At 60.6% G+C, this 25,712-nt stretch carries 20 protein-coding genes, 2 tRNA genes and 1 pseudogene; 7 read left to right on the top strand and 16 right to left on the bottom strand.

The annotated features are described in order from the left end of the window. Positions 1–294: 294 nt before the first annotated feature. Entirely contained in the window at positions 295–882 is a 588-nt protein-coding gene (locus V6093_RS20570; protein ID WP_003249578.1) for a TIGR00730 family Rossman fold protein, read from the top strand. Between the two features lie 137 nt (positions 883–1,019). Here the strand turns inward: V6093_RS20570 and V6093_RS20565 are convergent, their stop codons facing one another. After that, positions 1,020–3,320 (bottom strand): YgiQ family radical SAM protein, encoded by a 2,301-nt coding sequence (locus tag V6093_RS20565; protein ID WP_003249577.1) that lies wholly within the window; start codon positions 3,318–3,320, stop codon positions 1,020–1,022. A gap of 284 nt (positions 3,321–3,604) precedes the next feature. Continuing rightward, positions 3,605–3,820 (bottom strand): DUF3077 domain-containing protein, encoded by a 216-nt coding sequence (locus V6093_RS20560; RefSeq protein ID WP_019438726.1) that lies wholly within the window; start codon positions 3,818–3,820, stop codon positions 3,605–3,607. A gap of 630 nt (positions 3,821–4,450) precedes the next feature. On the opposite strand from V6093_RS20560, the gene V6093_RS20555 reads away from it, so the two are divergent. Both V6093_RS20555 and V6093_RS20550 read left to right on the top strand, forming a co-directional pair. Next, positions 4,451–5,605 carry a YcaO-like family protein gene (locus tag V6093_RS20555; RefSeq protein WP_267825584.1) on the top strand — a complete coding sequence of 385 codons (1,155 nt, stop codon included), beginning with the start codon at positions 4,451–4,453 and terminating at the stop codon, positions 5,603–5,605. Position 5,606: 1 nt separating this feature from the next. After that, entirely contained in the window at positions 5,607–7,262 is a 1,656-nt protein-coding gene (locus tag V6093_RS20550) for an ATP-binding cassette domain-containing protein (RefSeq protein WP_406669597.1), read from the top strand. Positions 7,263–7,286: 24 nt separating this feature from the next. Here V6093_RS20550 and dnaB read toward each other — a convergent pair whose 3' ends face one another. The 7 genes from dnaB to rnr all read right to left on the bottom strand — a co-directional run bounded on the left by dnaB (position 7,287) and on the right by rnr (position 14,453). Continuing rightward, on the bottom strand, positions 7,287–8,684 hold the full coding sequence (dnaB, locus tag V6093_RS20545) for a replicative DNA helicase (protein WP_003249571.1): 1,398 nt from the start codon (positions 8,682–8,684) through the stop codon (positions 7,287–7,289). Positions 8,685–8,797: 113 nt separating this feature from the next. Further along, positions 8,798–9,244: a 50S ribosomal protein L9 gene (rplI, locus tag V6093_RS20540; protein ID WP_003249568.1), complete on the bottom strand. Its 447-nt coding sequence runs from the start codon at positions 9,242–9,244 to the stop codon at positions 8,798–8,800. Positions 9,245–9,264: 20 nt separating this feature from the next. Beyond that, the gene (locus V6093_RS20535; RefSeq protein WP_012053856.1) at positions 9,265–10,128 is read right to left on the bottom strand and encodes a hypothetical protein; all 864 of its coding nucleotides are present in this window, start codon (positions 10,126–10,128) and stop codon (positions 9,265–9,267) included. Positions 10,129–10,161: 33 nt separating this feature from the next. Further along, on the bottom strand, positions 10,162–10,392 hold the full coding sequence (rpsR, locus tag V6093_RS20530; protein WP_003249563.1) for a 30S ribosomal protein S18: 231 nt from the start codon (positions 10,390–10,392) through the stop codon (positions 10,162–10,164). Between the two features lie 28 nt (positions 10,393–10,420). Beyond that, positions 10,421–10,846, bottom strand: a complete 426-nt coding sequence (rpsF, locus tag V6093_RS20525) for a 30S ribosomal protein S6 (RefSeq protein WP_003249557.1) — start codon at positions 10,844–10,846, stop codon at positions 10,421–10,423. Positions 10,847–11,136: 290 nt separating this feature from the next. Beyond that, positions 11,137–11,883: a 23S rRNA (guanosine(2251)-2'-O)-methyltransferase RlmB gene (gene rlmB / locus V6093_RS20520; RefSeq protein ID WP_003249554.1), complete on the bottom strand. Its 747-nt coding sequence runs from the start codon at positions 11,881–11,883 to the stop codon at positions 11,137–11,139. Then, the gene (gene rnr, locus V6093_RS20515; RefSeq protein ID WP_019752621.1) at positions 11,880–14,453 is read right to left on the bottom strand and encodes a ribonuclease R; all 2,574 of its coding nucleotides are present in this window, start codon (positions 14,451–14,453) and stop codon (positions 11,880–11,882) included. Before rnr ends, rlmB begins: the two co-directional genes overlap by 4 nt. A 272-nt stretch (positions 14,454–14,725) precedes the next feature. On the opposite strand from rnr, the gene V6093_RS20510 reads away from it, so the two are divergent. From V6093_RS20510 to V6093_RS20495, 4 genes are all read left to right on the top strand, one after another. After that, positions 14,726–14,812, top strand: a tRNA-Leu gene (locus V6093_RS20510). 88 nt (positions 14,813–14,900) lie between these two features. Beyond that, positions 14,901–14,987: transfer RNA gene (locus tag V6093_RS20505), tRNA-Leu, on the top strand. A 245-nt stretch (positions 14,988–15,232) separates the two neighbouring features. After that, on the top strand, positions 15,233–16,246 hold the full coding sequence (locus V6093_RS20500) for an extracellular solute-binding protein (RefSeq protein ID WP_003249550.1): 1,014 nt from the start codon (positions 15,233–15,235) through the stop codon (positions 16,244–16,246). Then, on the top strand, positions 16,246–17,811 hold the full coding sequence (locus V6093_RS20495) for an iron ABC transporter permease (RefSeq protein WP_047604664.1): 1,566 nt from the start codon (positions 16,246–16,248) through the stop codon (positions 17,809–17,811). Before V6093_RS20500 ends, V6093_RS20495 begins: the two co-directional genes overlap by 1 nt. Before the next feature lie 84 nt (positions 17,812–17,895). Here the strand turns inward: V6093_RS20495 and V6093_RS20490 are convergent, their stop codons facing one another. The 7 genes and pseudogenes from V6093_RS20490 to hflK all read right to left on the bottom strand — a co-directional run bounded on the left by V6093_RS20490 (position 17,896) and on the right by hflK (position 25,709). Beyond that, a complete protein-coding gene (locus V6093_RS20490) occupies positions 17,896–18,363 on the bottom strand; it encodes a DUF2867 domain-containing protein (protein WP_004577528.1) in 468 nt (155 codons plus the stop codon). A gap of 184 nt (positions 18,364–18,547) precedes the next feature. Beyond that, entirely contained in the window at positions 18,548–19,252 is a 705-nt protein-coding gene (locus V6093_RS20485) for a methyl-accepting chemotaxis protein (RefSeq protein ID WP_370626951.1), read from the bottom strand. 201 nt (positions 19,253–19,453) lie between these two features. Next, positions 19,454–19,666: pseudogene (locus V6093_RS20480) on the bottom strand (methyl-accepting chemotaxis protein); the annotation flags it as partial. 1,154 nt (positions 19,667–20,820) lie between these two features. Further along, positions 20,821–22,113, bottom strand: coding sequence for an adenylosuccinate synthase (locus V6093_RS20475; RefSeq protein WP_003249542.1), 1,293 nt, complete (start codon positions 22,111–22,113; stop codon positions 20,821–20,823). A 56-nt stretch (positions 22,114–22,169) separates the two neighbouring features. Then, positions 22,170–23,357, bottom strand: a complete 1,188-nt coding sequence (locus V6093_RS20470) for an ATP phosphoribosyltransferase regulatory subunit (protein WP_108078932.1) — start codon at positions 23,355–23,357, stop codon at positions 22,170–22,172. A gap of 301 nt (positions 23,358–23,658) precedes the next feature. After that, on the bottom strand, positions 23,659–24,528 hold the full coding sequence (gene hflC, locus V6093_RS20465) for a protease modulator HflC (protein ID WP_003249538.1): 870 nt from the start codon (positions 24,526–24,528) through the stop codon (positions 23,659–23,661). Further along, complete coding sequence (hflK, locus tag V6093_RS20460) at positions 24,528–25,709, bottom strand: FtsH protease activity modulator HflK (protein WP_003249536.1); 1,182 nt, start codon at positions 25,707–25,709, stop codon at positions 24,528–24,530. The genes hflC and hflK overlap by 1 nt, the downstream gene beginning before the upstream one ends. Between the last annotated feature and the right edge of the window lie 3 nt (positions 25,710–25,712).

Genomic DNA, 25,712 nt, shown 5'->3' with positions numbered 1-25,712 from the left:
CCCCTTGCTGATATGGGTCAAGGGGGTGTCAAGCGGTCAGCCAGTAGAATTGTTCAATGGATTGTATACAACCAATCTAAGGGCACATCATGCCCTTTTATTAGACGATGGGACAACCTCTCATTTAGGAGCAATACCAAATGCCCATCTCCAACTTCCTCAATAGCCTGCTCGCTGCCTACGCCCACGGCGCCACAGGAGCCATCTGCGAATTCTCCCGACCAGAATGAACCCGGCCTTGGAAGCGACGGGCATGCGCCGTACCCTGTGCGCCTGAGTGACAGGAGATGAGCAATGCCCGTACGTTCCGTTTGTGTGTTCTGCGGCGCCAGCATGGGCGCCAACCCTGCCTACCGTGAAGCAGCCGTCGCGCTAGGCCAGGCCATTGCCCGCCGTGGATTGACACTGGTGTATGGCGGTGGCGCGGTCGGCTTGATGGGCGTGGTGGCCGACGCGGCCATGGCGGCCGGCGGCGAAGTGGTCGGGATCATTCCGCAGAGCCTGCTGGACGCTGAAGTCGGCCACAAAGGCCTGACCCGCCTGGAAGTGGTGGATGGCATGCATGCGCGCAAGGCCCGCATGGCCGAGCTGAGCGATGCCTTCATTGCCTTGCCGGGAGGGCTGGGTACGCTGGAGGAACTGTTCGAAGTGTGGACCTGGGGGCAACTGGGCTATCACGCCAAGCCACTCGGGCTACTGGATGTGAACGGTTTTTACGACAAGCTGGGCGGGTTCCTCGACCATATCGTCGAAGAAGGCTTCGTGCGCCCGCAACACCGGGCGATGTTACTGCTGGGGCAGCAGCCGGACGAGCTGCTGGACGGGATGGACAGCTTTGTGGCGCCGGTCGCGCCTAAGTGGGTCGACAAGCAGCCTGATTGAAGCTGAGACTTTTGGGACCGCTTCGCGGTCCTTTCGCGACACAAGGCCGCTCCCACAAAAGCACTGCGTACAGCCGATCAATATGGGAGCGGCCTTGTGTCGCGATGGGCTGCAAAGCAGCCCCAATAGTCGATCAGTTAACGCGGAATGACAGGCTGACGCGGCTTCTTGTTGCCCTTGCCGCCCTTGCTCGCCTCTTTGCGCTCCTTGGCCGCCTGCTGGTTACGCGCAAACGCTTCGGCCTTGGCCTTCTCGCGCTTGTCCCACGGCTTGCTGCCATCGCTGCCACGCGGCGGCAGGCCGGTGTGCTGGGTCAGGATCTTCTGGTCCTTGCCCACCTTGTGGCTCCCCGCCGGGGTCGAGTTCTTGCGGCGCGCGCTCTGGTAGCTGTCGGTCTGCGGCTGGTGCGCCGGAATCAGCTGGTGCTTGCCCGGCCCGATCAGGTCGGCGCGACCCATACGCTGCAGCGCTTCACGCAGCATCGGCCAGCCCTTCGGGTCGTGATAGCGCAAGAACGCCTTGTGCAGACGGCGTTGCTCGTCGCTCTTGACGATCTCCACCCCTTCGCTCTTGTAGGTCACCTTGCGCAGCGGGTTCTTGCCTGAGTGGTACATGGCCGTAGCCGAGGCCATTGGCGACGGGTAGAACGCCTGTACCTGGTCGGCACGGAAGCCATTGCCCTTCAGCCACAGGGCCAGGTTCATCATGTCTTCGTCAGTGGTACCGGGGTGCGCGGCAATGAAGTACGGGATCAGGTACTGCTCCTTGCCCGCTTCTTTCGAGAACTTCTCGAACATGCGCTTGAAGCGGTCGTAGGTGCCGATACCCGGCTTCATCATCTTGTCCAGCGGGCCACGCTCGGTGTGCTCCGGGGCAATCTTCAGGTAGCCACCAACGTGGTGGGTGACCAGTTCCTTGACGTACTCCGGCGATTCCACCGCCAGGTCGTAGCGCAGGCCGGAAGCAATCAGGATCTTTTTCACCCCCGGCAAGGCACGGGCCTTGCGGTACAGCTCGATCAACGAGCTGTGGTCGGTATTGAGGTTTTCGCAGATACCCGGGAACACGCACGACGGCTTGCGGCAGTGCTTCTCGATTTCGGGGCTTTTGCAGGCGATGCGGTACATGTTGGCAGTCGGCCCGCCAAGGTCCGAGACCACGCCAGTGAAGCCCGGCACCTTGTCACGCATCTCTTCGATTTCGTGCAGGATCGACTCATGCGAGCGGTTCTGGATGATGCGGCCTTCGTGTTCGGTGATCGAGCAGAAGGTACAGCCACCGAAGCAACCACGCATGATGTTCACCGAGAAACGGATCATCTCGTAGGCCGGGATGCGCTCCTTGCCATAGGCCGGGTGCGGCACACGGGCGTAAGGCATGCCGAACACGTAGTCCATTTCCTCGGTGCTCATGGGGATGGGTGGCGGGTTGAACCACACATCCACTTCGCCGTGCTTCTGCACCAGCGCGCGAGCGTTGCCTGGGTTGGTCTCCAGGTGCAGCACGCGGTTGGCATGGGCATAGAGCACCGGGTCGTTACGCACCTTTTCGAACGATGGCAGGCGGATCACCGACTTTTCCCGGGTCACGGCCGGGCTGTCGAGAATCTGCACCACCTTGGCTTCGTTCGGGTCTTCCTGGTCGCCCTTGGCCTGCTCGATGGCGCAGGCCTGGGTGTCCTGGGTGTTCACGTACGGGTTGATGATCTTGTCGACGCGCCCCGGGCGGTCGATACGGGTGGAGTCGATCTCGTACCAGCCCTGCGGGGTATCGCGGCGCACGAAGGCGGTGCCGCGCACGTCGGTGATGGTCTCGATCTTCTCCCCGTTGGACAGGCGCTGGGCCACCTCGACCACCGCACGCTCGGCGTTGCCGAACAGCAGGATGTCGGCGCTGGCGTCGATCAGGATCGAGTGACGAACCTTGTCCTGCCAGTAGTCGTAGTGGGCGATGCGACGCAGCGAAGCCTCGATGCCGCCGAGCACGATCGGCACATGCTTGTAGGCCTCCTTGCAGCGCTGGCTGTACACCAGGCTGGCACGGTCCGGACGGCTGCCGGCCAGACCACCCGGGGTGTAGGCATCGTCGGAACGGATCTTCTTGTCCGCGGTGTAGCGGTTGATCATCGAGTCCATGTTACCGGCGGCCACGCCGAAGAACAGGTTCGGTTCGCCGAGCTTCATGAAGTCGTCTTTTGACTGCCAGTTCGGCTGGGCGATGATGCCCACGCGGAAGCCCTGGGCCTCCAGCAGACGGCCAATGATGGCCATGCCGAACGACGGATGGTCGACGTAGGCATCACCGGTCACGATGATGATGTCGCAGGAATCCCAGCCGAGCAGATCCATCTCCTCCCTGCTCATTGGCAGGAAAGGTGCTGGCCCGAAGCATTCGGCCCAGTACTTGGGATAGTCGTAGAGTGGTTTGGCTGCTTGCATGTCAGTGACCGGTTCTGGTGTGCAGGGAAATCGCGGGCGCGGAATATAGCACAAATTTTGACCAAATCCGACTGGATTCGTGGGGATTGGTGGGCGGGGCGACGGTTGGGGGATGGACGTGGCAGGTGGTTGGCTTGAGGGGTGTAGTGGGGTTGCCAGGTGTTCGACAGAATCCTTGCAGCGCCTGTGAGATCAAGCACCGCGCGGGCGGCGCTCGATCTCACAGGCGCTGAAACTGTTGCGGCGAACTCCTGGCGGCCTTCATGCAACCTGAAGCCAACCCCTCACTGCCTCATCCACAGCTCAGCATCATCCATCAGCGCCTTGGCCATCGCACTCAGGTAATGGGCAGCCCAGATCATCATCGGCTTCTCATCCATCAACCCAGTGATGGTCAGTTCGCGCACATAGCCCATCAACTCCGAAGACTGCTCGCGGGCGTCTCTACACTGGATCCCGGGCTCGATGCGGAACAACGGGTGGGGTAAACCCGCTCCCACAGGTACGGTGCAACTCTTGAAGCCTATGGTGAACCTGTAGGAGCGGGTTCACCCGCGAAAGGGCCAGCCCAGGCAACACATCAACGAATCTTTACAGCAGGCCCCTGCCCCTGCATCGGGTTGTCTTCAAGAAAAGGGGATCGTGGGGTGGATCGGGGCAAGGCGATTACTCACAGGAATACCTGAGCCTGCTTACACCAATGGCGATCGCGCCCCCTGCTGAGCGATCGCAATTCCTTCAGATTTTTACTGAATGTTTAGCCTATCCAACCCTGAGAAAGTGCTAACCAGCTAATTATTGGTGCTTTTTTCTTTATCTCTTAAGAATTGTAGGAATCGACCTTCTAGTCTTAGTAAAAAATCCTACATTAACTTTCCTCAACAAATCCCGAGAAGTTCTTGAACCCCAAAAAAAACAAGTGCTACAACAATGACGCGCTGAAAGGCGCACTCAAACCAACTCTATAGGAGCACTAGCCATGGGACGTCGTCGTTCTGAAATCCACACTCTGCAGATCCCACGCGTGATGAGCTACACATTCACCGAGTCCGAGGTTGAATTTCTCAATCTTCTGTAAGTGACAAACCAGAAGGGGCTTAGCCCCTTCTGGCTCTACCAAGGAGCAGAACATGATTACCGAACGCGAGCTGAACATAGAAGAGGCCTACAACCGGCTGACAAGGCTGCATCATCACTTAGGGCTTCAATCGAAAACAGCACTATCAAAAAAGAGTAGCCTGGTCGCCACATGCCACTTATACGACAGCGCCTACAAAGAAGTTTCTTGCGGGGCAGGAAAAGGGGAACATTGCGAACTAGGAGCCCTTGCTGAGAGCCTAGAGCACTACTTCGTCGACAAGAGCACTCCACCACTCATCGAAAGCGACCAAATTTTGCAATCGATAGCCCCATTTGACGATTGGCTCCTAAAATCCATTCCCCCGGATTGCCGAATACCTTATTTCAGTCTTCAGGCATTGAACAGCTACGACGAAATAGCCATTCCCGCGATATTGATAGCATCTTCCTCCAGAAACATTGATGAAATCGAAAAAACTGCAGCGGGCTTTCTTTCCAAATATTCGACCAACTCTGGTACAGCACTTGGCTGCACGGAGAACGAGGCTCTGCTCCACGCCATCAATGAAGCTATCGAACGTCACGCACTTTCTATGTACTACCTATCACTTTGTGGCCTGACTTCCCCACCCAAACTTTACCAACCTTCGAGTTCTTTTCTGGAAGAAACATTTGCCCATGATACCGAGCTTCTCCGCCGGGCCAAAAAACTAGAAATATACTTGACGCACGACTTTTACGAAGTTTCATTTTGCATTGCTGTTTCTCGTAGTAAAAAAGAAGGTGCACTCAGCAGCATTGGCTCCGGCAGCTCCATCAACCCCTTCATTGCAATGTACCGCGCCGTAACGGAGCAGGTTCAGTGCGAGCAGCTTTCTGGGGCCACAGAAAAACAAGAAGATCTCTCTGCTGAAAAAATGCTTACTCATTCAACCCGCCTTTCAGCACTTATACACCCATGCCCCACATATGCTGTACCCGCCTTTCACCCTCCGCATACCGATCTCAGCGTGCGCGGGCAAGTCAAGCGAACACTGATCAACTTGGAAAAACATAATAAGGTCGCATTCTATCGCACACTTTATGAGCACCCGAATCTCGCTACGGTTGTTCAGGTGTTCATACCCGGACTTGAACGCTTCCACCTGATCAGATCAGGTATTCCAGTCGCGCCACAGCGTGCACTCAAAGGCATAAGGCAATGACATGCAAATTTATAGAGGAATTCTCGCCGCCCTCGGCGCGACACTGCTCCTGAAAATCGCGACCGTCGTACCTGCTCTAGTCTTGGCCGACATCATTGACAACCTGGCCACCTCAGCCGCGTCTTCCCAGCTTCTGCTCGGAGCTTTCATATGCCTCGTCGCATTACAAGCCTCAATGACCCCTCTACAAGCCTGGTGCCTGGCGCGGCTTTGCCAGGAACGCGTGAAGCAACTTTCCATCCGCTGGTGCCGCGAATTGCTGGACAAGCGCTTCGAGGCCTATGGACAACTCCATGGCGGAACACTGGTAAAAGTACTGGATAGGGGCATTACTGCACAGGAGCGGTGGTTAGGCTTTTTGATTGGCTCGGCATGGCCGGTGCTAGCCGAAGCTGCAGTGCTGATAACGCTCTTCGCTTACCTGGGGGCTACTTCGGTATTGATCGGCCTCATCCCTTTGAGCCTGGCCTACCTGTGGGCCAACGATCGCCTGGTGCGCTGGCGCCGGCCACATATCGAGGCAGTGAACGCGCGCGAGGATGAACTGGCGGAACAATGGGTGGATACCTTCGCCAGCGCGGCAACGGTCAAACTGGAAAAGGCCGAGGATGCCGCAATGCTCCCGGTCAACCAGACACTTTCGCACTATGCCGACTCAGCAGTGCAGGTAGCTCACAGTGGGGGTTGGATTCAGAGCCTGCGTACCCTGTTCATAGGCCTGGGCAGTGGCGGTTTGCTCATGTGGGGTATCCATGATCAGGCTCTGGCAACACCGCAATTGAGCCTGGGCGAGCTGGTTGCTCTCTTCACCTTGGTGAGCGGATTGCTGGCAGGGGTTGCGCAACTTGCTGAGGCCTGGCGATTGCTAGACCAGTTTCGGCTAGACAAACGCAAACTCGAACACTGGCTCCAGCTCCCCTCGTTCGGCCCAGCATGCACTACTGAGGCGAAGTCCCAAGACAAGGACGCTGGCCTAAGCATCGCCCCGTGCCAGTTGAGCGCTCGAGATACTGTACAACTTCACATCGAAGAACCCTTGGTACTGCACAAAGGAGAACGGGTCGCACTGATCGGGCCCAGCGGATGTGGTAAATCGACACTTCTGCATACGCTGGCGGGAACGATATTCCCGTTGCGCAAGGATGTGCACCTGCACGGCAGGTGCCTGGCGTCGCTCGACGCTAGTGAACAATTCAGTCGATTACGACTCTGCCCTCAGGATGCGCATTTCATACCCGGCCCCCTGCCCCGCGCGGTGCTGTTCGAGCAAGCTCATGATCGCGCTCAAATCGAACGATGGCTTGAACGGTTGGGCCTGAGCAAAGACTGGTACGAACTTGATCTGGATGCACGCGCAGAATCGATATCGGGCGGCGAAGCACGCAGGCTGACGCTGCTACGCCTTCTTAATCAGCCTGGGGAATTCAATTTCTTTGACGAACCCACAGCTGGGCTCGATGCCGCGTCGGCAGAGCGTACCTGGGACCTGTTGTTCGAAGCATTTAAAGGGCGAGGGCTGATTTGCGTGACGCATGATCAGAGCGCACTGTCGCGGTTTGACCGGGTGATCACCCTGAGCGAGGGGCGGATCATCAGCCAAGGGCAAACGAACATCGCTCAGATTTCAGAGCTAGTAGGCGCACCGCAAACCTTGTAGGAGCGGCCTTGCTAGCTCAATGGGTTATTCATCATCATCGAAGTTGTACATCCCCGGCGCCAAGTTCTCGAACCGGGTGTACTTGCCGATAAACGCCAAACGCACGAAGCCGATGGGGCCGTTACGCTGTTTGCCGATGATGATTTCCGCCACGCCCTTGTGCTCGGTCTCGGGGTGGTACACCTCGTCGCGGTACACGAACATGATCACGTCGGCGTCCTGCTCGATTGCACCAGATTCACGCAAGTCGGAGTTCACCGGGCGTTTGTTCGGGCGCTGTTCCAGCGAGCGGTTCAGCTGCGAAAGGGCAATGACCGGGCAGTTGAATTCCTTGGCCAGAGCCTTGAGCGAGCGGGAAATCTCGGAAATTTCGTTGGTACGGTTGTCACCGGCCGACCCCGGAATCTGCATCAGCTGCAGGTAGTCGACCATGATCATGGCGATTTCACCATGCTCACGGGCCAGGCGGCGGGTACGTGCGCGCATTTCCGAGGGGCTGATACCCGCTGTATCGTCGATGAACAATTTTCGGTCGTTGAGCAGGTTCACTGCCGAGGTCAGGCGCGGCCAGTCGTCGTCATCCAGCTGGCCGGAACGGACCTTGGTCTGGTCGATACGCCCCAGAGACGAGAGCATACGCATGATCAGCGACTCACCTGGCATCTCGAGGGAGAACACCAGCACCGCCTTGTCGGTCCGCAGTACGGCGTTTTCTACCAGGTTCATGGCGAAGGTGGTCTTACCCATCGACGGACGGCCGGCGACGATGATCAGGTCGGCTGCCTGCAGGCCGCTGGTCTTCTCGTCCAGGTCGGTGTAACCGGTGGAGATACCGGTGATGTCACTGTCGGAGTTGAACAGCGTATCGATGCGGTCGATGGCCATGGTCAACAGTTCGTTGACGCCCACCGGGCCGCCGGTTTTTGGCCGCGCCTCGGCAATCTGGAAGATCTGCCGCTCGGCATCGTCGAGAATCTCGGCAGCGTTGCGCCCCTGCGGATTGAACGCGTTGTCGGCGATGTCGGTACTGATGCTGATCAGCTGGCGCAACGTGGCACGCTCGCGAATGATCGCGGCGTAGGCCTTGATGTTGGCCACCGAAGGGGTGTTCTTGGCCAGCTCGGCCAGGTAAGCCAAGCCGCCGATCTGCGAGGACAGGCCTTCCTTGTCCAACTGCTCGTGCAGGGTCACCACGTCGAATGGCTGGTTGGCGTCGGCCAACTTGTGCACAGCGCGGAAGATCAGCCGGTGGTCATGCCGGTAGAAATCGCCGTCCGACACCTGGTCCAGCACCCGCTCCCAGGCATTGTTGTCCAGCATCAGGCCACCGAGCACGGCCTGTTCGGCCTCGATGGAATGCGGCGGTACCTTCAGGGCTGCGGTTTGCAGGTCAAGCTGTTCGGAGGTGGTGATCTCGTTCATGGCCACGAAAGAATTCTGGAGGATGAAAAAGACAAAGGGCACGGCCTGTCAAAAACAGGACCGTGCCCGATGTTAACCGCCTGACTCGCAAGGAGCCAGCCAGTTAGCGCAGCTTAGGCAGCTACGACGACCACGCGTACGGTGGCTTCAACGTCGCTGTGCAGGTGCACGGCTACGTCGTATTCGCCAACCTGACGGATGGTGCCGTTCGGCAGACGAACTTCAGCCTTGGCCACTTCAACGCCGGAGGCGGTCAGGGCGTCAGCGATGTCGTGGGTGCCGATCGAACCGAACAGCTTGCCTTCGTCGCCAGCGGTGGCAGTGATGGTCACTTCCAGCTCGGCCAGTTGGGCAGCGCGGCTTTCAGCCGAAGCTTTCTTGTCAGCGGCTGCTTTTTCCAGCTCGGCACGACGCTCTTCGAACGCAGCCAGGTTGGCGGCGTTGGCAACGGTGGCCTTGCCGAATGGCAGCAGGAAGTTACGGCCGTAACCAGCCTTAACTTTTACTTTGTCGCCCAGGTTGCCCAGGTTAGCGACTTTTTCCAGCAGGATCAGTTCCATTTGGTAAAACCTCTTAACTTTTAACCTTCACCGTTCGCGGAGTCTTTCCCCGGAGGGGACTTGCGACCGCGAAAATCAATCAGGCTGTCGACAATGGCCAAAACCATCAGCAACGGATAAATCAGCTGCATGATCAGCGGTAGCGTCACGTACATCCCCACCAGCCAGAAACCGGCCAGTCGGCCCTGTGCCACCAGCCCGTGCATCAAGGCGATGCCGGCCAGCACCAGTACCAGGCTGGAAGCCGATGCCAGGATGATGAACTGCGGGCCGATAAACGGCGCCACCACCATCACTGCCACCAAGACCGCCATGGTCTGTTTCGGCAACTTCAGTTCGCGAAACTCGCGACCGAAGCCTCCAGGGTTGTACAACGCTGCCTGCCAATAGCGCGCCAGCATCAACGCCAGCACACTGAACAATTGCACCGTCACTGCTGTGGAAGCGACCAGCACAGGGCGGATCAGCTCACCGGAGAGCACCGGTTGCCCTTCGATTTGCGGCATGGCTTCGGCAAACGCCTTGGCCAGCACATCGAAGGTTTGCGCCAGCGCCAGATCAAGCACGAGGCTGAAAGCCACGGCGAACACGGCACTGGCGAGCAACACCCGGCTCCAGGGATGCTCGGCACGCAACATGGCGGCCAGGGCCAAGGCACCCGCAATCACCAGAAAGGTGATGGGATCGCCCATGACCCACACGGCCAGCCCGGCCAGCAAGCCGCCGGCGATGACCGATGTAGCATCCTTGAACCCACGCCGCAGCAGCACAAGGCTGCCGGCAGCGGCACTCAACCAGAACAGCAGCGGCAGTACCGCGCTGATGACCACCACCAGGGTGGCCTGCACACGACCGCGCATGATGAAACTTGCTAACGCTCGCATGCTAATCCCTTACTGCTTGTCGACGACCCGGTCTCAGCGGCCGTGGCTGTCGGTGTAGGGCAGCAGGGCCAGGAAGCGGGCGCGCTTGATAGCGGTAGCCAGCTGACGCTGATAACGAGCTTTGGTACCGGTGATACGGCTTGGAACGATCTTGCCGGTTTCGGATACGTAAGCTTTCAGGGTGTTGAGATCTTTGAAGTCGATCTCTTTCACGTCTTCAGCAGTGAAGCGGCAGAATTTACGACGACGGAAGAAACGTGCCATTTAATAGGCTCCTCTAAAGGTCCGTGGATTACTCGTCAGCGTTATCGCTGGAGTCGCTGTCATTGCTGTCGTCGCCTTCGGCGGAGTCAGCATGCTCAGGACGCTCGCGACGCTCACGGCGCTCGCTGCGGTTCTCTTCAGCCTTCAGCATCTCGGACTGGCCGGTAACGGCTTCGTCGCGACGGATGACCAGGTTACGGATAACGGCATCGTTGTAGCGGAAGTTGTCTTCCAGCTCGGCCAGGGCCTTGCCGGTGCATTCAACGTTCAGCATCACGTAGTGAGCCTTGTGAACATTGTTGATTGCGTAGGCCAGTTGACGACGGCCCCAGTCTTCCAGGCGGTGGATTTTGCCACCATCTTCTTCGATCAGCTTGGTGTAACGCTCAACCATGCCGCCGACTTGTTCGCTCTGGTCCGGGTGAACCAGGAAGATGATTTCGTAATGACGCATGAATGCTCCTTACGGGTTAGTAGTCTGCCAGTGAATCTGGTCAGACAAGGAGTGAATGACACTGTATGTCTTGCACGGAGGGGAGGCACATGAGCGCCTGCCAGCTCGGCAAGGGGCGCAATTGTAGAGAAGCCGGGGCGCACAAGCAAGGTGATTGGTGAATATTTGAACAGCCTGAAACATATTTACAGGCTGCGGGCCCTTTCGCGGGTGAACCCGCTCCTACAGGGGAACGCAATCACCCTGTAGGAGCGGGTTCACCCGCGAAGAGGCCGGAACAGGCCTGAGAATCAGCGCTTGGCCTGACGCTGACGCACGGCTTCGAACAGGCAAACCCCGGTCGCCACCGACACGTTAAGGCTGCTGACGCTACCTGCCATCGGCAACTTCACCAGGAAGTCGCAATGCTCACGGGTGAGCCGACGCATGCCCTTGCCTTCCGCCCCCATGATCATCACCAGTGGCCCGGTCAGGTCTTGCTGGTAGATCTCCTGCTCGGCCTCGCCAGCGGTACCCACTACCCACAGGCCACGCTGCTGCAACTTCTCAAGCGTACGCGCCAGGTTGGTCACAGCCACCAGCGGAATGACTTCTGCTGCACCACAAGCCACCTTTCGCACAACCGGCGTCAACGTTGCGGACTTGTCCTTGGGCACGATCACTGCCGTGGCACCAGCCGCATCCGCGGTACGCAGACAAGCGCCGAGGTTGTGCGGGTCGGTCACGCCGTCCAGCACCAGGATCAGCGGCGGCGTTTCTGTGCGCTCAAGCAGCTCTTCGAGCATCAACTCGCCCCACACCTGGCTCGGACTGACCTCGGCTACAACGCCTTGGTGCACACCTTCGACCCAGGCATCCATCTCACGGCGCTCGGCCTGGCCGACCGGCACGCGGTTTTCCGCGGCCAGCGCCAGCAAGGTTTCGAGGCGTGGCTCGCTGCGCCCTTCCGACAGCCAGATCTGCTTGACCCGCTTTGGATGGTGCTGCAGCAATGCCTGCACGGCGTGTACGCCGTAGATCTTTTCCAGCTGACTCATGAATTGCTCTTGTTTTTGCGTGGTGCGCCGGACTTCGGCGGGCCTTTACGGTGCTTGGTCGGTTTGCCGGACGGCTTGCCACCTTTCTCCGATTTGCTGCCAGCACTGCTGCGCGCGTCGGTCATCAGCGCTTTTTTCATCTCGCGGCTTTTACGCACTTCAGCGTTTCGCTGCACAGCATCCTTGGGGAAGTACGCTTCGGACGCTTCGCTCTTGCGGCTGCGCGGCTTGGGCGTGGCTTTCGCTTCGGTTGCTGGCTGCTGCTCGGCTTTTTCGGTAACTGGCGCGGCGCCACGCTGCTTGCGGCCGATCGGTGCGGCGAGGGTCTTTTCCGACACTTCGAAGTCGATCTTGCGCTCATCCAGATCAACACGCATGACCTTGACTTCGATGGTGTCGCCCAAGCGGAAGCTGCGACCGGTGCGCTCGCCAGCCAGGCGATGGTGTACCGGGTCGAAGTGGTAGTAGTCACCCGGCAACGCACTGACGTGCACCAGGCCCTCTACATAGATATCGGTCAGTTCGACGAACAGGCCGAAACCGGTCACCGCCGTGATCACACCCGGGAAGGTCTCGCCCACGCGGTCTTTCATGAACTCGCACTTGAGCCAGTTGACCACGTCACGGGTGGCTTCGTCGGCCCGGCGCTCGGTCATCGAGCACTGCTCGCCGAGTTGCTCCAGGGTGTTTTCGTCGTACGGGTAGATACGCGCCTTGGGAATGCTCATGGCGCCTGCACGCTTGACGTGCGGGGTATCGACCTTGGAGCGGATGATGCTGCGAATGGCGCGATGCACCAGCAGGTCCGGGTAACGACGGATCGGCGAGGTGAAGTGGGTGTACGCCTCGTAATTCAGGCCGAAGTGGCCGTTGTTCTCGGTGCTGTACACGGCCTGGCTCAGCGAGCGCAGCATCACCGTCTGGATCAGGTGGAAGTCCGGGCGACCGGCAATGCTCGCCAGCAGGGCCTGGTAATCCTTCGGCGACGGGTCCTTGCCCTTGTGCAGGCTCAGGCCCAGCTCGCCTAGGAAGGCGCGCAGTTTTTCCAGGCGCTCCGGCGGCGGGCCGTCGTGCACGCGGTACAGGGCCGGTACGCCGTGCTTCTGCAGGAACTCGGCGGTGGCCACGTTGGCCGCCAGCATGCATTCCTCGATCAGCTTGTGAGCATCGTTGCGCACGGTCGGGCGGATTTCGGCGATCTTGCGCTCGTCGCCGAAGATGATGCGGGTTTCCTGGGTCTCGAAGTCGATTGCACCCCGGGTGTGACGCGCCTCCACCAGCACCTTGTACAGGTTGTACAGGTTCTTCAGATCCGGCACGACCTCCTTGTACTCTTCGCGCAGCGCCTTGCCCTCACGGGTACGCGAGTGCTCGAGCATGCTGCTGACCTTGTTGTAGGTCAGGCGGGCATGGGAGTGGATCACGCCTTCGTAGAACTGATAGTCGACCATCTGGCCGGCTTTGTTCATGGTCATTTCACAGACCATGGCCAACCGGTCGACATGCGGGTTCAGCGAGCACAGGCCGTTGGACAGCTCTTCGGGGAGCATGGGCACCACGCGCTCGGGGAAGTACACCGAGTTACCGCGCTGCTGGGCTTCGACATCCAGGGCAGAGCCCAGACGCACGTAGCTGGAGACGTCAGCGATGGCCACGTACAGGCGCCAGCCACCGGAGAACAGACGCAGCTTGCCCAGCGGTTCGCAATAAACGGCATCGTCGAAGTCGCGGGCGTCTTCACCGTCGATGGTGACGAACGGCAGATGGCGCAGGTCGACACGCTTCTCTTTGTCCTTCTCCTCGACTTCGGAGCGGAACTTGCGTGCCTCCTTGACCACATCATTGGGCCAGACGTGCGGAATGTCGTAGCTGCGCAGGGCAACGTCGATTTCCATGCCCGGCGCCATGTAGTTGCCGATGACCTCGACCACATCGCCTTGAGGCTGGAAGCGCGGCGTTGGCCAGTGGGTGATCTTGATCTCGACGAACTGGCCGATCTTGGCACCGCCGTTACGCCCGGCGGTCACCAGCACTTCCTGCTGGATCTTCGGGTTGTCCGGGGTTACGTAACCGATGCCGCCTTCTTCGAAATAGCGGCCGACCACGCTTTCATGGGCACGGGAGATGACTTCGACCAGCACGCCTTCACGGCGACCACGGCGGTCCACACCGGAGACGCGGGCCAGGCCACGGTCGCCGTCGAACACCAGTCGCATCTGCGACGGGCTGAGGAACAGGTCTTCGCTGCCGTCATCGGGAATAAGGAAGCCGAAGCCGTCGCGGTGGCCGGAGACGCGACCACAGATCAGGTCCAGCTTGTCTACCGGGGCATAAGTGCCGCGCCGGGTATAGATAAGCTGGCCATCGCGCTCCATGGCACGCAGGCGGCGGCGCAGGGCTTCGATCTGGTCTTCTTCATACAGACCGAACTCTTTTGCCAGCTCCTCGCGGGCAGCAGGTTCGCCTCGGTCGGCGAGACGCTGCAGGATCAGCTCACGGCTGGGAATGGGGTTGTCGTATTTTTCCGCTTCGCGAGCGGCCTCGGGATCGAGGGATTGCCAATCGGCCATCAGAAGGGGTTCACCTTGGGGTATATAGATATGAATTCTGGCATAGGCGTATTGAAACCGGAAATGTCTGCCTTGGACAGCCCCCGCTGCAGTGCATAAACAGCAGAAATAGGCTTGTGGAATCAACAAGTTGAATTTTTTGAATTTTTTTTCGATTGGGGGCTTTACAGCCTTGGGGAGCGTCCGTATAGTGCGCACCACAACGACGGACAACCCCGAAGTTGTAGTAGAGATGAACGACGCTGTAAAGCATCAAGTAACCTCGAATGTGTGCCCAGGTGGCGGAATTGGTAGACGCGCTGGTTTCAGGTATCAGTGACCGCAAGGTCGTGGAAGTTCGAGTCTTCTCCTGGGCACCAAGTATTTTCAAGTAGCAGATGACCAAGGATCTGTTACTACTGTGTGAAAGCGAACGATAGTCGCCTTCTGCAGATGATGTAAAGCTTTGCCCAGGTGGCGGAATTGGTAGACGCGCTGGTTTCAGGTATCAGTGACCGCAAGGTCGTGGAAGTTCGAGTCTTCTCCTGGGCACCATACAAAAACCCACTAGCTTGCTAGTGGGTTTTTTCTTGCCTGCGTTTTTTGTGCCCCCTCCCCCCGATACGCGCACGTCGTAGGAGCGGGTTCACCCGCGAAGAGGCCCGTACAGGCAACACACGCCCAGCCCCCCCTCCTTGCACCATGGTCTGACCATGAATTTCTCGTCACCCGGCCACTTGAGAAACAATTTCGTTTACCATTGTTTCCAAATATGTAGCCGTAAGCGAGGAAGTACCCGCATGACGATCCGCCCGCAACCGCTGATGCGTACCCTGGCCGCCGCAGTGCTGAGCCTGGTCATCGGCGCTCCGGCCGCCATGGCAGACGCACCGGTCACGCTGACCATGTACAACGGTCAGCACAAGGAAATCGGCGAAGCCATTGCCAAGGCCTATGAGGCCAAGACCGGCATTCACATCGACATCCGCAAAGGCAGCAGCAACCAGCTGGCCAGCCAGATCATCGAGGAAGGCGACCGTTCGCCAGCCGACATCATCTATACCGAAGAGTCCCCGCCCCTGAACAACCTGGGCGAGCTGGGCCTGCTGGCCAAGATTGACGACGCCACGTTGAACATGATGCCCAAGGAGTACGTTGGCGCCAACGGCACCTGGATGGGTATCACCGCCCGTACGCGCATCGTCGTGTACAACCCGAAGAAAGTCGACGAGAAAGACCTGCCGACCACGGTGATGGACTTCGCCAACCCTGAGTGGGAAGGCCGCGTCGGCTACGTACCTACCAGCGGTGCGTTCCAGGAGCAGGCCGTGGCCATTCTGAAGATGCACGGGCGTGAAGCCACCGAAGAATGGTTGACCGGCCTGAAAGCCTTCGGCAAGACCTACACCAACAACATGGTCGCCCTGAAAGCCGTGGAAAAAGGTGAAGTGGCTGCGGTACTGGTGAACAACTACTACTGGTACGCGCTTGAACGCGAACGCGGCAAGCTGGACACCAAGCTCTATTACCTGGCCGACGGCGATGCTGGCAACCTGGTCACTATCTCCGGCGCAGGCGTGGTCAAGGCCAGCAAACACCCGAAAGAAGCCCAGGCCCTGCTCAACTGGATGGCCAGCGAGGAAGGCCAGCGCGTGATCACCCAGACCACCGCCGAGTACCCGCTGCACAAGGGTATGGTTTCTGACCGCGGCCTGAAGCCGTTCGACGAACTGCGCCCGCCGAAGATCTCGCCAGCTGACCTGGGCAATGCCGAGGAAGCCATCGAACTTGAGCGTGAGGTCGGCCTGCTCTGATGACTGCCGCCCTGTCCGAACCGGTGCCGGTACGCTTCGTACCGCGCCGCAAGCGCCCTTCCATCTGGGTAGTGCTGCCTGTGCTGTTCCTTGTGGCAATGAGCTTGCTGCCACTGGCTTATGTCGCCATCAAAGCCTGGGAGGCCGGCTGGCGCGAAGCTTTGCACCTGCTGTGGCGGCCCTTTGTCTGGGGGCTGATGCGCAACACCCTGATGCTGATGGTCGGGGTGACGCTGACCTGCATGGTGGTCGGCCTGGCACTGGCCTGGCTGCTGGAGCGCAGCAACCTGGCCGGCCGCCGGTTGTGGGGCGTGGTGCTGTGCCTGCCATTCGCCGTGCCGTCGTTCGTCAGCAGCTTCACCTGGGTGTCGCTAAGTTCGGACTTTGAAGGCCTGGGCGGCGCGATCATGGTCATGGCCCTGTCCAAATACCCACTGGTGTTCCTGCCCGTTGCCGCGACCCTGCGCAACCTCGACACGTCGCTGGAGGAGTCGGCACGCACCCTGGGTTGCAGCCGCTGGGGGGTGTTCAGCAAAGTCACCCTGCCGCTGCTGTGGCCGTCGATGCTCGGCGGTGCGCTACTGATTGCCCTGCATATGCTGGTGGAGTTTGGCGCGCTGTCGATACTCGGCCTGCAAACCTTTACCACGGCGATCTACCAGCAGTTCGAACTGGAGTTCAGCAACGCCAACGCGGCCATGCTGTCTGCCGTGCTGCTGGCGATGTGCCTGGCAATGCTGTGGCTGGAACTGCGGGTGCGCGGCAAAGCCCGCCATGTACGCATCGGCCAGGGCGTAGCCCGGCGTGCGCAACCGGTGCGGCTGCGCGGCTGGGCGGTGCTGGCGCAACTGTTCTGCGTGGGCCTGGCGGTGCTGGGCAGCGGCATTCCGCTGGCGATGCTCGGTTACTGGCTGAGCGTGGGTTCGTCGGCGGCATTCCCGGTGGGGGCCATCTCGAAGGCGTTGTTCACCTCGCTGTCGGTATCGCTGGGCGGTGCCGGCTTCTGTGTGCTGCTGGCTCTGCCTATCAGCTTCCTGGTGGTGCGCTACAAAGGCCGCCTGGCGATTTGGGCCGAGCGTCTACCCTATCTGCTGCACGCCCTGCCCGGCCTGGTGATTGCCCTGACGTTGGTGTTCTTCGCCCTGCACTACGTGCCGGCGCTGTACCAGACCACGGCCTTGCTGCTGTTGGCCTATGCGCTGCTGTTCCTGCCGTTGGCGCAATCACCGGTGCGCACCGCGCTGAACAAGGCTTCGCCGACGCTGGAAGAAGCCGCGCGCACGCTTGGCGCGAGCAGCTTTGCCGCGTTCTGCCGGGTGACCTTACCGATCATCTTCCCGGCCATGGCGGCAGCCTTTGCGCTGGTGTTCCTGGATGCCATGAAAGAGCTGACGGCTACCCTGCTGCTCAGCCCGACCGGCATGACCACCTTGGCCACCGAGGTGTGGGCACACACAGCCAACGTCGAGTTCGCGGCAGCGGCGCCTTATGCTGCGTTGCTGATCGTGGTGTCGGGGTTGCCGGTTTACTTGCTGACTACGCGGATGTATCTGAACAAGGCATGAACTTCTTCGCGGGTTTGCCCTCAGGTACATCACCGGTCTCAGGGCCTGCGCTTTACCTGTGGGGGCTCGCCGGTGATCAGGCCATCAGATGTTACGCAGCATGCGCCGCACAATTGGCCCATGGGCCTTGCCGACCGGCAACATGTAAAGCCGGCCGAAGGTGTTGAAGCACTGCACCGAGGTGGTCACGCCCAAGCGCTGACACCCCTCCCCTTGATCATCTAGATCCACACTCACCATTACAGCCAGGTGCGTATCACGCGAGGTCAGGACCAGTTGCTGGTCGCTGATGGCCTCGACAGTGAAGAAGTCCAGGCGCTCACCGACGGCTGGCACATGCGTTGGATCGCCGCGAGTGAAGCCGTGGATATCGGCGACATTGAAACGGCGTGAGATAAAGTCGCGAATGCGGAAAGCCCGGGCCAGCCAGCCGGGGACGTCCGAGGTCATGGCGCAGTAGGCTTGCAGGGCGGTCATCGGGTCAGTGAGCTGTACGCTGTCACTGTGCAGGAAATTCAGGTCGGCCTGGGCAGCGATTAGTTGGGCGGACATGAGCAACTCCTTTTGTCATGTGTCGCCGACAGCATAGCAACGCCGCTCAGGTGTGGGAGCGGCCTTGTGTCGCGAAAGGGCCGCATAGCGGCCCCGGCAATTTCCGCGTTTATGCAACAAACTTGGGGCTGCTATGCAGCCCTTTCGCGACACAAGGCCGCTCCCACAAAGAACCGCCCAGGATTCAGGCCCGGAACTGGCCCAGGCTGGCGCGCAGCTGAGCCGCCAGATCATCCAGCACCTTGCTGCTGGCCGTGGTCTGCATCACCACCTCAGCCGAGCGTTCGGCCTGGGCATGGATGTTTTCCACCCGCCCCCGCACCGCCTGAGCGCCATGGGCCTGTTGTTCGGCAGCGCGAGTCGCCAAACCAATGGCCGCGTGCACCTGCTCCACCGCAGCCTGCACCGACTGCTGGCGACGCTCGTTGTCACGCAGCACCAACAACCCTTCACTCGCCTTGAGCCCAGCCTGACTGATGGTGGCCACTGCTTCCTTGGCACCTTTTTGCAGCGCGGTAATGTGCGCCTGAATGTCGCCGGTAGAGCTTTGCGTCTTGCTCGCCAGCGCCCGCACCTCATCGGCCACTACAGCGAATCCGCGGCCAGTTTCACCAGCGCGCGCGGCTTCGATTGCAGCGTTGAGGGCCAGCAGATTGGTCTGCTCGGCAATGCCATGGATGACAGTCAGCACCACTTCAATCTGTTCGCTCTGCTTGGCCAGGCGCTCGATCACCTGAGAGCCCGTTTCGACCTGCCCGGCAAGGTTCTCGATCAGGCTCGCCAGTTGCGTAGAGGAACGGCTGTTCTCATCGGTCGCCTGGCGAATGTCCACCACCTGCTGCAACGCCGCCTGCATGGCATGGCTTTCAGCCTGAGCCTCGTCAGCCATGCTCGACAGGTCGCGCAGGCTGGCGGCCACTTCGTCACGCTGCAACGCCGCCGCGGCATCGGCACCGGCATTGCGCTGGGCCATGGCGCCGATCTCGACGCCGGTACGTTGGGCCACCTCGCCGGCCTCGCGGACGATGGGCTGCAGCTTGTCGACAAAGCGATTGACCGCCGACGCCATGTCGCCGATCTCGTCGCGGCTGTCGAGGGTCACGCGCTTGGTCAGGTCGCCTTCGCCAGCGGCAAGGTCGTTGAGCGCTGCGATCAGCAGGCGCAGTTTGCTGAGCACCCGGCGGCCTAACACTAAAGCGACCACCAGCAGCACACCCAGGCCCACCAGCACCAGGCCCAGGCCAATCCGCCAGCGCAACTCGGCAGCCGCATCGCGCACGGTCTGTGCAGTGTTGGCCTGCATCGCGGTGGCGCTGGCCTGCGCAACTTCCAGGCGCTCGCGCAGGGCCTTGCCACTGTCGGCAGCCGCCGCGCCCAGGCTATCGCCAACCAGTTGCTCGCCACTGGCGATCAGGGCACTGAAGCGCTGGTCGAGCGCCTTGAGCTCCTGGTCAATGCCGGCTGTAGAAACCCCCATCAGGACTTTGCCGATCTCGGCGCCATTGGGGTTGATAGAGGCTTCGACGAAGTACACCGACGGATCACGACGCGCGGCATCGAGCACCTTGTCCAGCGCTCGTTCGCCCTGGCCCTTCTCGATGAGCGTCTGGTTGATCGGGTTCTGCCGGTTCAGGTAACGGGTCAGGTGCTGGCCCTGGGCATCGTCATAGATCACGAACAGCACGTTGGGGTTACGCTGAGCGCGTCGGGCGAAGTCTGAGAGCACTGGCACATCGTTGTCCCAGATCGCTCGCGGCGCAACCGAAGCCAGCAGCTCGGCCATGTCGTTGGCGGAGTCCTTGAGGTTCTTCTCCAGGGTGCTGCGCAGTTGCTGCTGTTCGCTTTGCAGGCGCTCCGACAACCCTGCGCTCAGGCGCTGGCGGGTACTGCTGGACAGGCCGTCGAGCCCAGAGCGCACATCTTGCCCGGCTTGCTCCAGATCGCTTGCGAGTTGGCGACTGTCATTACCCAGTCGCTCGCCAAGGTCAGCCTCCAGGGCGGTGACTGTGCTTCGGGTGAGCGCAACGGCAACCAGCACCTGCACCAAAAGAGCGATACCAAGGGCAACAAACACAGGCCGCAAGAGGCGGCTTCGTAACAGTGAGAGGATGGCAGACACGGTGTAACCCTCGTGTTTTCTGGCGCCACTATTTTGATGGCATCTACAGAAACTTCTTACAGCAAGGGTTGTGCCGTAGGCAGCGGGGAAATGCGCCAAGGTCTAGCAATGGGGTTTCGTGTGCCGGCCCTTTCGCGGGTGAACCCGCGCCTACAACGGCCTGCGCCCAACCGCCGTTGTGTGCCCACACCCAACCAGTGTAGGAGCGGGTTTACCCGCGAATACGGTAGCGGCGGCAACGGTGGATTGCCGGTGGATTGGCCAGCCCCGGCAACCCACAAATGAAAACGCCGCGGCCCTTCTCAGGGCCGCGGCGTCAGATCAGCCTGGAGGGCAGATCAGGCGAACGGATGACGCAGCACGATGGTCTCGTTGCGGTCCGGGCCGGTCGAAATGATGTCGATCGGCGCGCCAACCAGCTCTTCGATGCGCTTGATGTAGTCACGCGCAGCTTGCGGCAGCTCTTCCAGGGTTTTCACACCCAGAGTCGACTCGCTCCAGCCTGGCATCTCTTCGTACACAGGCTCCAGGCCAATGTAGCTGTCGGCATCGGAAGGCGCGTCGATGACGGCACCGTTCTCGTTCTTGTAGCCAACGCAGATGTTGATGGTTTCCAGGCCGTCCAGTACGTCCAGCTTGGTCAGGCAGATGCCCGAGATGCTGTTGACGTCGATGGCGCGACGCAGGATCACGGCATCGAACCAGCCGCAACGACGGGCACGGCCGGTGGTGGAACCGAACTCGTGGCCACGCTTGGCCAGGGTAGCACCAGTCTCATCGAACAGTTCGGTCGGGAACGGACCGGAACCTACGCGAGTGGTGTAGGCCTTGGTGATGCCGAGGATGTAGTCGAGGTACATCGGGCCGACGCCGGAACCGGTGGAAATACCGCCAGCCGTGGTGTTGGAGCTGGTGACGTACGGGTAGGTGCCGTGGTCGATGTCCAGCAGCGAGCCTTGGGCGCCTTCGAACATGATGTCCTTGCCGGCGCGACGCAGGTTGTGCAGCTCGGCGGTGACGTCGAGCATCATCGGCTTGAGCTGTTCGGCGTAAGCCATGCACTCGTCCAGCGTCTGCTGGAAGTCGATGGCTGGCTCTTTGTAGTAGTTCACCAGCTGGAAGTTGTGGTAATCCAGCAGCTCACCCAGCTTGGCGGCGAAACGCTCGCGGTGGAACAGATCACCCACGCGCAGGCCGCGACGTGCCACCTTGTCTTCGTAAGCTGGGCCGATACCACGGCCGGTGGTGCCGATCTTGGCTTCGCCACGGGCTTTTTCGCGGGCCTGATCCAGGGCCACATGGTACGACAGGATCAGCGGCGCAGCCGGGGAAATGCGCAGGCGCTCGCGCACCGGTACGCCTTTCTCTTCCAGCTTGGTGATTTCACGCATCAGTGCATCCGGGGCAACGACCACGCCGTTACCGATCAGGCACTGTACGCCTTCACGCAGGATGCCGGATGGAATCAGGTGCAGAACGGTCTTTTCACCGTTGATCACCAAGGTGTGACCCGCATTGTGGCCACCCTGGTAGCGCACTACGGCGGCAGCATGTTCGGTCAGCAGATCGACGATCTTGCCTTTGCCCTCATCACCCCATTGGGTGCCCAGGACGACGACATTCTTACCCATTACATTGGTCCTCATTCACGCAAACTTGGTTGCCGGCCTGTTGCCGACGCAGAAACTCACTGGGCCAGCGGCAGAACCTGCCAGCGCCCGTCTTGCTGAATCAATTGCCGATCACAATCCGCCTCGAGAGCAGCACTCAACGGCTGGCCAGGCAGAGCCTGAACCACACGCTGGCCCTCGTTGCGCAACTGGCAGACTTGCTGCCAGAGGGCCGCATCGCCACTGTCCGGCATCCAGATGCCGCCAGTTGGCAATACGACCTCCGCTCGCCCCAGTGTGACCAGGGTCTTCAAATCCGTGGAGAAACCAGTGGCCGGGCGCGCCCGGCCAAAGTCGGCGCCGATATCGTCGTAGCGCCCGCCCTGGGCGATCGATTGGCCTTCGCCTGGCACGAACACGGCGAACACCACGCCCGTGTGATAGTGGTAACCACGCAGCTCGCCGAGGTCGAAGTACAGCGGCAAGTCCGGGTAGCGCGACGCCAGGCGATCAGCGATCGCCAGCAGGTCGTCCAGCGCCACCAGCACGCTGGCCGGGGCGCGACCGAGGCGCACGCGGGCTTCAGCCAGTACTTCACGACCACCGCACAGCTCGACCAGGGCGCGCAGCATGTTGCCCAGGTCTTTCGGCAGGTCGGCGGTCAGCGCCTGCACTTCATCGACAGCCTTGCGTTGCATGGCGTCGAACAGCTGCTGTTCGACCGCGCCAGACAGGCCGGCGGCACGGGCCAGGCCGCGGTAAATACCGACGTGGCCCAGGTCCATGTGCACATCAGGCACATCGGCCAGTTGCAGCGTGGCGAGCATCAGGCTGATGACTTCGACGTCGCTGGTAGGGCTGGCATCGCCGTACAGCTCGGCACCCAGCTGGATCGGGCTGCGCGAGGTGGACAGGGCACGCGGCTGGGCGTGCAGCACGCTGCCGGCATAGCACAGGCGGCTCGGGCCCTCACGGCGCAGTGTGTGCGCATCGATACGCGCTACCTGCGGGGTGAAGTCGGCGCGGAAGCCCATCAGGCGGCCGGACTGCGGGTCCACTACCTTGAAGGTGCGCTGATCCAGGTCCTGGCCGGCGCCGGTAAGCAGCGACTCCAGGTACTCGATATGCGGGGTGACGACCAGTTCGTAGCCCCAACTCTGGAACAGGTCCAACACCTGGCGGCGCGCGATTTCGATGCGCGCAGCCTCAGGTGGCAGTACTTCCTCGATGCCATCTGGCAGCAGCCAGCGGTCTACCGTTGCCATTACGCCATTTCCCCTCTGGTCCGGGCGGCTTGCCAGCAGGCAAACCGTCAGAAAAGCCGGTATCGCGCACAGCAGCGGGCAGCACTGATCCCAGCGCAGCCACCGTACCCGACACCCTCAAATTGCCTTGCGAGCTGACCAAACTGTCGACCGGCGCTGTGCCAATCAACCTTGCAGACGCAAAAAAGCCGGGAAATTTCCCGGCTGCCTCATCATACACCCCTTTTCATTCAGGATGCACCCCGCCTGGTGCATTAGCTGCCAGGCGGGGTGCCGCTGCATGAAAATCAGGGCCTGAGCATCACGGTCTGCTCTTGTCCAGGTAACGGAAGAATTCGTTCTTCGGGTCCAGGACCATCACGTCGCTCTTGCTCGAGAAGCTCTCGCGGTATGCCTGCAGGCTACGGTGGAACGCATAGAAATCAGCGTCCTGGCTGTAAGCCTTGGCATAGATAGCGGCCGCTTGGGCATCGCCATCACCACGGGTTTCTTCTGCTTCGCGATAAGCCTCGGCCAGCAGCACACGGCGCTGACGGTCGGCATCGGCACGGATACCCTCAGCCAGCTCGTTACCCTTGGCACGGTGCTCGCGGGCTTCACGCTCACGCTCGGTGCTCATGCGGTCGAACACGCTGCGGTTGACTTCCTTCGGCAGGTCGATGGCCTTGACGCGCACGTCGACCACCTCGATGCCCAGTTCCTTGCTCGCCATGCGGTTCAGCGATGCAGTGATGTCAGCCATCAGTGCATCACGTTCACCGGAAACCACTTCGTGCAGGGTACGTTTACCGAACTGGTCGCGCAGGCCACTTTCCAGACGACGCGACAGACGCTCGTCGGCGATCTGCTTCATGCCGGACGTGGCGGTGTAGAAGCGTTCAGCGTCCTTGACGCGCCACTTGGCGTAGGCGTCGACCATCACCGCTTTCTTTTCCAGGGTCAGGAACCGCTGGGTAGGCGCGTCGAGTGTCATCAGCCGGGCGTCGAACCTGCGCACCTGGTTCACGTACGGAATCTTCACGTGCAGGCCTGGCTGAACATCCGCCTGGACCACCTTACCGAAACGCAGCAGTACCGCCCGCTCGGTCTGGGACACGATGTAGAAGCTGTTCCAGGCCACAATGGCCAGGACCACGGCGGCGATCAGGGCGATCAGCGATCTATTGCTCATCAGCGGCTCTCCCTAGTACGCAGCGGCTGCTGTTGCTGTTGCATGTCCTGCGCGGCACGAGCGGCCGCATCGTTAGCCGATGGCGACGCGCTGGTGGTTGGCACGGACGGCTTGCGGCTGCCTTCGACCATCTTGTCCAGCGGCAGGTAGAGCAGGTTGCTCTGCCCGTCCTTGGTTGCCACCATGACCTTGCTCGAGTTGCTGTAGACCTCTTGCATGGTCTCCAGATACAGACGCTCACGGGTTACGTCAGGTGCCTTGCGGTACTCGGCAAGCAGCTTGGTGAAGCGGTCTGCCTCACCCTTGGCGCGGGCAATGACTTCGTCGCGGTAACCATTGGCATCCTCGATGATGCGCTGGGCCTGACCACGGGCTTCCGGCACCACGCCATTGGCATAGGACTCGGCCTGGTTGCGGGCACGCTGCTCGTCTTCGCGGGCGCGGATCACGTCGTCGAAGGCTTCCTGCACTTCACGCGGGGCTGCCGCGCTCTGTACGTTGACCTGGGTAACGGTGATACCGGTGCGGTAGTTGTCGAGGAAGCGCTGCAGGCGTTCGCGGATATCCACGGCCATCTGCTCACGACCTTCGGTCAACACCTGGTCCATCGAAGTGGAACCCACCACGTGGCGCAGGGCGCTGTCGGTCGCGTGCTGCAAACTCACCTCAGGCTGGTCGACGTTGAGCACGAAGTCCTGCAGGTTGCTGATCTTGTACTGGACGGTCAGCGGCACCTCGACGATGTTCTCGTCTTCGGTCAGCATCTGGCCCTGCTTGGTGTAGGCACGCTCACGCGTGACGTTTTCCATGTACTTGCGATCAATCGGCGGGAAGTAGATGTTCAGGCCGGGACCGACCGTCTCATAGTACTTGCCGAAGCGCAGCACAACCGCCTGCTCCTGCTCGTCGACCACATACACGGCGCTGTACAGCCAGATTGCAGCCAGCACCGCCAGGCCGATGCCCAGCAGGCCCAGGCCACCGCCCTTGCCGACATTGCGATCACCGCCGCCACGTTTCTTGCTGCCGCCGAACATGCCATTCAGGCTGTCCTGCAGTTTGCGGAAGGCCTCGTCCAGATCCGGTGGACCTTTCTTGTCACCACCGCCGCCACCGCCACCGCGGCGGCCGCCCCAGGGATCCTGATTGTTCGAGTTGCCACCCGGCTCGTTCCAAGCCATAGC

This window comes from Pseudomonas putida group bacterium ESBL64 (genome assembly GCF_045277175.1).
Lineage (GTDB): Bacteria > Pseudomonadota > Gammaproteobacteria > Pseudomonadales > Pseudomonadaceae > Aquipseudomonas > Aquipseudomonas alloputida.
The sequence above is the reverse complement of the archived record's forward strand: the minus strand, read 5'-3'. Positions and strand labels throughout refer to the sequence as shown.